This window comes from Sphingomonas pruni NBRC 15498 (genome assembly GCF_001598455.1).
In the GTDB taxonomy this organism is placed as follows: domain Bacteria; phylum Pseudomonadota; class Alphaproteobacteria; order Sphingomonadales; family Sphingomonadaceae; genus Sphingomonas; species Sphingomonas pruni.
Genome location: NZ_BCYZ01000112.1, coordinates 1 through 8,144, shown reverse-complemented (window position 1 = coordinate 8,144; position 8,144 = coordinate 1). Strand labels below are relative to the sequence as shown.

General features: G+C 62.0%; 2 protein-coding genes. Both read right to left on the bottom strand.

Features of this window, described 5'->3' with window-relative positions; all coding sequences use genetic code 11:
• Positions 1-60: 60 nt before the first annotated feature.
• The gene (locus SPR01S_RS20120; protein WP_084251322.1) at positions 61-4,770 is read right to left on the bottom strand and encodes a DUF3320 domain-containing protein; all 4,710 of its coding nucleotides are present in this window, start codon (positions 4,768-4,770) and stop codon (positions 61-63) included.
• A gap of 469 nt (positions 4,771-5,239) precedes the next feature.
• Positions 5,240-8,144 (bottom strand): Ti-type conjugative transfer relaxase TraA (gene traA / locus SPR01S_RS20115; protein ID WP_157082381.1); only part of this gene is annotated, 2,905 nt, incomplete at its 5' end.

Genomic DNA, 8,144 nt, shown 5'->3' with positions numbered 1-8,144 from the left:
GGGGCGCATTGCGGACGATCTGATTGAGTTACGGCCATAGGAAAGCCTCGCCACGAAAATTCAGTCGGTAGCAGCTAATCCTTCAGATAGCCGGACTTGCAATTCGGCTCCGACGCGGCGAAAACCAAGTAGCCGCGCGGCCGTCCGCACTAAATCAGCGTCATCTCCGCCAGCATTGTCGTTGCGCGCGATCGCGATCGCTGCCTCAATCTCCAGCATCGAGATCGACGACGCCTTTAAGGTAGCGCCAGACTCCGCGGAACGATCGCGCACAGGCGGCGCTTCGGCCTGCTGACGGGTAAACCAGAAGCCGCCCTCAGAGAGCAGGGCCGAGTCGCGGCGCTGCGCTACACCAAGGGCGGCGCGGGTGGCGGATAGAATGCGCGATCCCGCTTTTTCCTTGCCGAAACATGATGCGATGCGCCGAGCGACTTCCTCCGCGTGGATGGGCCCTTCAACGCCGACGATGCGGATTGCCAGGTCCGCCAGGGTCGAAACCGCAACCTCGTGCGGTTCCTGCCAAGAGCTGATCGGGAAGTGAGCGCGCTGATATGTCGGCATCACGCGTTGCACGATCTCGGGAAGTTCGAAGGTCGATGGCGGTGCGTCGACGATCTCTACGGTGATTGGACGAGCCTTGTTGGCCCCATCAATGCGCACGCCGTCGCCAGCCGCCTCGCGTGCCTCGAATAACGCAACGCGCAATCGCTCGATCTCGGCAGTTCGATTGTAGAACCAATCCGTGCTCCAGATGCGGTGAAATCGCCAGCCAAGGTGTTCAAGCACATCCTGGCGCAATCGATCCCGTTCGCGTGCCCAAAGCGCGCTGTGATAGGTCGCGCCGTCGCATTCGATCGCCAACAAATAGGTCCCAGGCTTGTCGGGATGACGAACGCCGAGATCGATTCGGAACCCAGCAGAACCGACCTGCGGATCCGCCAGGAAACCTAGACCCCGCACAACATCCGCTACGTCCTCTTCGAACGGTGTATCGGCCTCCAAGCCGGTGGGCGAGCTCTCGTCCAACCGGCCATTCTTGGCGAATTCCAGGAAGCGCTTGAAAATTCGCGGCCCCTCGCCACCCGTCCGACCCAAGTCGATATCGCCAGGATCGAACGAAGCGAAGACCTCGCAGCGGACCCGCGCGCGCGTGAACAATACGTTCAAGCGCCGCTCGCCGCCCTCGCCGTTTACTGGGCCGAAAGACATGCTGTTCAGCCGACCACCGGCAACGCTAGGGCCATAACCAACACTCACGAGGATAACGTCACGCTCGTCGCCCTGGACGTTTTCGATATTCTTGACGAACAGGTCTTCCGACTGGCCCTCCCGCAAAAAGGCGTCGAGTGTTGGATCGCTACGGCGCGCAAGTTCAAGCAGCTCGGTGATCAGATTGCGCTGCGCGAACGAGAAGGTGACGACACCTAGTGAGAGCGATGGTGTCGCACGCGCATGCTCGGCCACTCGCGCTACGATTGCCTCGCCTTCCTTGCGATTGTCACGTTTGCCACCGCGGTCATACACGCCATCGACACGGGTGAAGCAGAGGCCGTAGCCCGGATCTTCCTGCAACGGGGAAGGCGGTAGAATGAGCCCATTCTCGTAGAATTCGCGGTTGGAGACCTCGATTAGCGACGGGTCACGCGAGCGGTAGTGCCATTGCAGCATTCGGGACGCGAGACCCCGTGCTTCACACAAGGTGAGGATACTCTCCATGCTGCCCAGTTTGGCCGCACCTTCGAGTAGGTCCTCGCTTTGCTCGCCCTCCTCCCCTGTTTCGCTCTCTTCGTCGGCGAGGATGCGATCGAAGAAGGATGACGGGGGAAGCTGCTTCTTGTCGCCAACCACCACAATCTGGCCGGCGCGCGCGATCGCGCCCAATGCATCCTCGGGTCGCACTTGCGACGCTTCATCGATCACCAACAGATCGAACGATAACGCGTTAGGTGGCAGGAATTGCGCGACCGAAATCGGACTCATCAGCAGCACGGGCTTGATCCGTTGAACGGCGGTGCCGGCACGTTCGAATAGGCGGCGGAGGGCAATATGACCGCGTTTTTTGGCGATTTCGCCGCGAATTACTTTCATCTCGCCCATCGCACCCTGCGGCACCTGTTCGAGATGGCCCGCGAGAATCGTGGTCACGTTTTCCTTCAGCCGCTCGCGCTCCAACCGGATGAAGAGTTTGACGATCTCGTGTCGTTGAGCTGCGGCGATTTCCCCAAGCGCAGGCATCTCGTCGATCGCGCGCTTCCAGAGCTGTTCAGCCCGCGCGAATTGCAGCTCAATTTGCGCACCTACTGCGTCAAGGCTGCCCTCGCGCAACCGTGTCACGAGATCTGACAGGCCGGCATCGATTAGAATGTCGCGCAGCTTGGACAGCTGCGCCCACGATGCGTAGCTGTCGATTGCCGACGCCATTGCTGCAAATCGCTGGGCAAGAAGCTCCGGCTCGCTTTCCTGCCACTCTGCGCCGGCGACTGCGACGGGATCAAGATCAAGCAATCCTGCCGCGTCCTCGAGGCCCGCTCGCGCGGCCGACTCGGTCTCTCGAAGCGTCCGCCGCATCTGCACGACCCGCTCCGGCTGCCCAGCGAGTGCAAGCGCCTTAGCGGGCGATGGCCGAAGTGACGCCGCTGCGAGGTTTTGACACCAGCGCGCGACAGCCAGCAAATTCACAAAGTCGGTCTTCTCGCCCCGCCAATGGTCGCCGAGAATTCGTCCGCAATATTCGCGATCCTCTTCCCATTTGCTGCGATGCATCGCAACGTCAGAAAGTAGGTCGACGAGCTCAACCCTCGCAGTCGCCTGCTTGGGTAGTGGATCGCGCAATAGACCGGCAAGTTCGCGCGACGCGCCGCGATATGCGCTACCCCATCGCGCAAAGAAGGAATGTGAACCGGCGACGAAGGCACCACGCAATGGGGCGACCGACGCCTGGAAAGCCGCGTCCACGAAGACGGGCGTGGCAGCGTCGTGCCGCTCGCGCCATTCTACGCCGGCTTGGAGCGCTTCCGCGAGCCGCGGAAGGTCGTTGGCGGCGAGCATGATAGCGGCGATCTCGGCACCGCGGTCATCGGATAGGCCTTCGAGCCGGGCGAGCACGTCATCTAGGCGCGAAGTCACGGCGAACGATGCGGCTTCGCTCAACTCTAGCGCTCGCAATGGTTCGTTGATCGCCGTCGCCAATGCTCCGCTGCTGACGTGCGCCTTCTCCAGCAAGCCTTTCAAGCGCGCCAAATCGACTGGTTGAAGATTCAGGTTTCGCGTGCCCTCGAACGGGTGCCGGGCGCCCGTCATCGTTGCCTTTAGCAGCACGCCATAACGCTCGATTGTTCCAAGCAACTCGCGCTCATGATCACGCGACATGCCGACTATTGACCTGCTCGTCAGCGTTGGCGGCGGGCAGTCGAGGCCAATCAGTCGCGATTGCCGACCGAGCACAGTAAAGGGCGTCTCACCGGTGTCGCCGATCGGTCGGTGCATCGCCTCCGCAACCGCGTTGAGCTTATCGCGCGCCGCCGTCAATGCAGCCGGGCCACTCGGCATCGCCGGTATCGCGCGGGCCTGGTTGAGGGTGCGCGCGAGTTCACCAAGCACCGCTTTTTTATTCGCTGTCCGAGAGTGCAGTTCCAAACATACATCGCGCAGCCCCACCTTGACCAGGCGATCATGCACAACCGACAAAGCTGCCATCTTCTCTGCGAGGAACAGCACGCGCTTTCCGTCATTCGCAGCCGCCGCGATGATGTTGGTGATTGTCTGCGATTTCCCGGTGCCGGGCGGTCCCTGCACCACCAGGTTGCGGCCGGAGCGAACCTCCTCAATCACTTTCGCCTGCGACGCATCAGCATCGACGACGTGGAACAATTTTTCAGGCGGAAGGACCTCATCCAGCCGGTCTTCTGGCCCGAACATTGGCGGCTCCGCCTCGAACCCCTCAAACAACAGGCCGCGCGTCAGCGCGTGGTCAGCGAGCATGTCTTCCGGCCAGGCGTCGATAGCCAGATCGTGGTACATAAGGAGCTTGCTGAAACTGAAAAATCCAAGCTGGATGCCGTCCCGGTCGATCTTCCACCGGTCGCGTTGGGCGATCACCTCCTGCACCGCCGCGAAATAGTCCGATGGGTTCCAGCCGTCTTCGATCTCCAGGTCTGGTAGGACTATTCCGAAGTCGTCCTTCAGCCGCTGTTGCAGCGGCAGATTGGTGACCGAATCTCCCTCACGCATCCGGATGTCGTAAGTGGAGGTGCGCGCGTTGCGGACCAGTTCAACTGGGATCAGGACCAGCGGCGCTTCACGAGGGATGGCTGAAGTTTTGTCCTCGAACCAGGTCACGAAGCCGAGCGCGATATAGAGAATATTGACGCCAGACTCTTCCTCAGCCGTTTGCGCTTCGCGCGCGATTTTCAACAGTTTCTTCTGGAGCGTGTTCGGCCCCAGTCTCGTCTCGAGTTGGGCATCGATGAAGCGGTCTTCCGCGAAAGTCGCATCGCTCGCGTCAACGAAACGAACGCCGTCACGATCATCATCCTTATCGCGGCCGATCGCCAGAAAGCACATCGTCTTACCGCCTGCCAGCAATCGATAGACGTCATCCGATCGCTCATTGACGATGTTGACGACGTTGCCGCGCGTGTTGGCCCGGTTCACGTGAACCAGACGGTTGCGCGTGCCTGTTTCGACCAGCCGTCGACGCGTGTCGTCGAAAAGTCTGGCAATACCTGAGCGCGAAGCTTTTGGAGCCTCGCCGGCAGCAAAGTCATTCATGTCAGAAGATAGTCCCGCCCCATGGTGATGCATTACTACAGCGGCGGACGACCGCATGAGTCAAGAAATTGAGAGCATGGCGGAGTCCGATCGGCCTCGCAAATATACAGCCGGCCGATTTCAACTGCGGACTTGCCGTTCCGGCTATAGATTCCGTCTCTGGTTGGTCCAAATCGGTTGAATATTGCCTCCGGGGGCCAGAGTTGCGCTATCGCCAACCAACACGAGACTGCCAGTCAGTATGGAATCGTGACCTCGCGAGCTAGGAAGGCGAGCCAGCCCATCTTGGTGAAATAGCATGGTTGCCAAGACCAGGCTCCCCTCGTGGGGAATGCCGCAAATCCAATTTCAACCATAGACCGGCGGCGTGGACAATGAGTGTGACGCTGTCCTTGGATAAGGCTTGCAGTGGGGGTTAGCAGGGGCACCGTTCCAGGTAACGGCCGAGATTCGGGCGCCCGAAGCAGACCTAAATTCCGATCCCCCGCCCCCGCCCGAGATCGATGCCGTAATTGTAAGCGAGTTCCGCGCCAAGCCTGCGGCCGCTGTCGAACACAATGCCAAGTTCCAGCTTCCGGTTGGCTAGGATCGATTCCAACTGCGCATCGCGTTCGAGCGACTTCGCCATTTCGGCCATGTGGCCTCGCATCGCCTTTTCGGTCGGGAGGTCGCCATCGGCATAGGCGCGCTCCATATGGTCGTTGAGCCTGTTCCAGCGCTCGATGAACCGATCCGCGCGCTTGACAGGATCGGTTCGAACCTCTTTCTCGACCGCAATCTGCTCGCGCGCTCGCCTGCTGTCACCGCTCGCCGCTTCGGGCGCAAGTGATCTGTCACGCTTATAGGCGTTCTCCGCGTCGACCGCCGCATGTTCGCGGATCGCGTTGATGTCCGCGCGCGCAGCCTTCAGTTCGCTGATTTGCTCGGCTGTCGCGCTGCCGCCACGATCCTGCATTTCGAAGATCGCCTGCACAGCGCGGGCATGGCGCGCGATGATCCGATCCCGCAGGGCGGCAGGACTCTCCTGGTGCCGTTCGACCTTCGGCTCCGGCCGCGGCGCCTGCGGCTCTGGCGTCGCAACGTTCAGCCGCAAGCCGTCGAACATTGACCGTACCGGCTCGGGCATGATCTTGCGCACTGCTTCCGCCACCCGTTCGCGGAACGTGATCCCCCGCCGCTCGGCGAACGCACGTTCGCCGCTGTCGCGATCGGCATAGTCGCTCGCCATGTCCTTGCCGCGCTCGCGCGATAACCTTCGCACCAGATTGCGCTGGCTCCCAAAGTCATCGCGACCATAGTGCAGGTCGACCCCGTCCCGGTGCCGCGACAATGCGACGTAAGCCGAGTGGCTATCCATGCCCGGTGTCGCCAGCACGAAAGTGCGATCGACCGTCATGCCCTGCGCCTTGTGGATCGTGGCGGCATAGCCGTGATCGATCTGGTTATAGTCCTTCACGTCGAACGCGACCGAACGGCCATCGTCGAGCTGCACCGCCATGCGAACGCTGCTGACCGTTTCGATCGTGCCGAGCGTGCCGTTCTTCACGCCAAGCTCACGCTCATTCTTCAAGAACATAACGCGGTCACCCGAGGCGAAGTCGCGCGGCCCGCGCTCGGTGTCGATCGCAACCTCGTTGCCGAGCAAACCGCTCTCGCGCACGCGTTCACGCGCGGCATCGTTGAGCGCCTTAACCTCGATGCGGGTATGGGTGAGGATGATCCGCGACGCGTTCGGGTTGCTGCGCCGATCGCGATCCCAGTTATCGACCAAGTCCTCGCGTGCATCTTCCCGCGTGGCGGTCTCATGGACCATCTCATGCTCGTCATAGGCGCGAATCGCCTCAGCAGTACGGCTGGTCGCAAGCTGCCGCGTCGCGTCGCGCTGCCAGTCCTCATGCTGACGGCGGACCTCGGTGATCTCGACGCAGCCATGACGCTCTGCAGTTGAGCGGAACGCCGCTCCCGCTTCGATCGCCTGAAGCTGTTCGGGATCGCCGACCAGCACGACCTTTGCACCGCGCTTCTCGGCTTCGGATAGCACGCGCTCAAGCTGCCGAGTGCCGATCATCCCCGCCTCGTCGATGACGAGGATCGAGCTCTGATCGAGGAGTTCGCGGCCCTGGCCCCATTGATGTTCGATGCTGGCGATCGTGCGCGAGGCGATGCCCGAACCGCTTTCGAGATTCTCGGCGGCGATGCCGGAGAGCGCCAGTCCCTGGACGCGGTAGCCCGCCCGCTCCCATTCGTCGCGCGCGATGCCCAACATGGCTGACTTGCCGGTACCGGCATAGCCGGTGACGATTGCCAGGTCTCCGGGCTGGGTTATGTGCTCAAGCGCGGCTTGCTGCTCTGCCCCCAGACGCAAACCGCCACTCCCGGCGGCTGTGCTTAGCCCCCTCTGCATCGCCGCCGGGAGACCATGGCCGTCGCGCCCCGCGAGACGGTCGGCAGCACCCTCCAGCCGCGCTTCGGTCTCGATCATGTCGCGGCTGGTGAAGCGCTGTTCGCCGCGGCCATCCTTGCCGAGCGCGACGAGTTCGGGGCACGCCTTCACTGCCGCCATCACCCGATCGAACTGGTCCTTCCCGTCGCTGTGGCGATGGACGAGCACGGCGAGATCGCGGGTTGTGAACGTCGCCTGGTTACGGGTGATTGCATCGAGCGCGAGTGCAGGATGGGCGAGGAGTTTATCGCCGTTGCTTCGTGCAATCGCGTGATGTTCTTCAAGCCGCTCCGACGCCAGGCCTTGCTCGGCTATGCGCGAAGCGGCCGGACCGATCTTGTGCTGCGGCTCGAGGTTTATTCCTTGTGCTTCCAAGGAGCGGTGATCCACCCGCGCGTCGATATCGAGTTCGGCCAGCCGCCGGTTGACGTGCTCGCTCCAGCGCTCGCGCCATTTCTTGAGCAAGTCGGTGCGGTTCCAGTCGCGGTTCTTATTGCAGAACCCGTTCTCGCCAACTTCGCGCATGGTCAGCATGACATGCGCATGGGGCTTGGCGAGACCATCCGCGCCGATATCCCAATGGACGTTGAGATCGGCGATCATTCCGCGGTCGACGAACTCCTCGCGGGCGAAGTCCCGCGCCAGTTCGATCCCCTGTTCCTGGCTCATCTCACGCGGGATCGCGAATTCGATCTCGCGAGCCAGTTGCGCGTCGATCCGCTTCTCGACCGCCTCGACCTCGTTCCACAGCTTTTCGCGGTTGGAGAGATGCTCGGGCGCACCATCCGGCAGCATCACTTCGGAATGAACGACGCCCGACTTGTTCGAGAAGTCGTGATGGCGGTCGAGCCGGTCATCGTGCAGTCGCGATGCCGAGCGATACGCCGCCGAAGCCAGCGCGCTCGATCCGGCGGCGCGCGAGATGACCTTT

Coding starts and splice junctions, on each gene's coding strand:
- SPR01S_RS20120 (WP_084251322.1), bottom strand. CDS start 4,770: ATGAATGACTTTGCTGCCGGCGAGGCTCCAAAAGCTTCGCGCTCAGGT.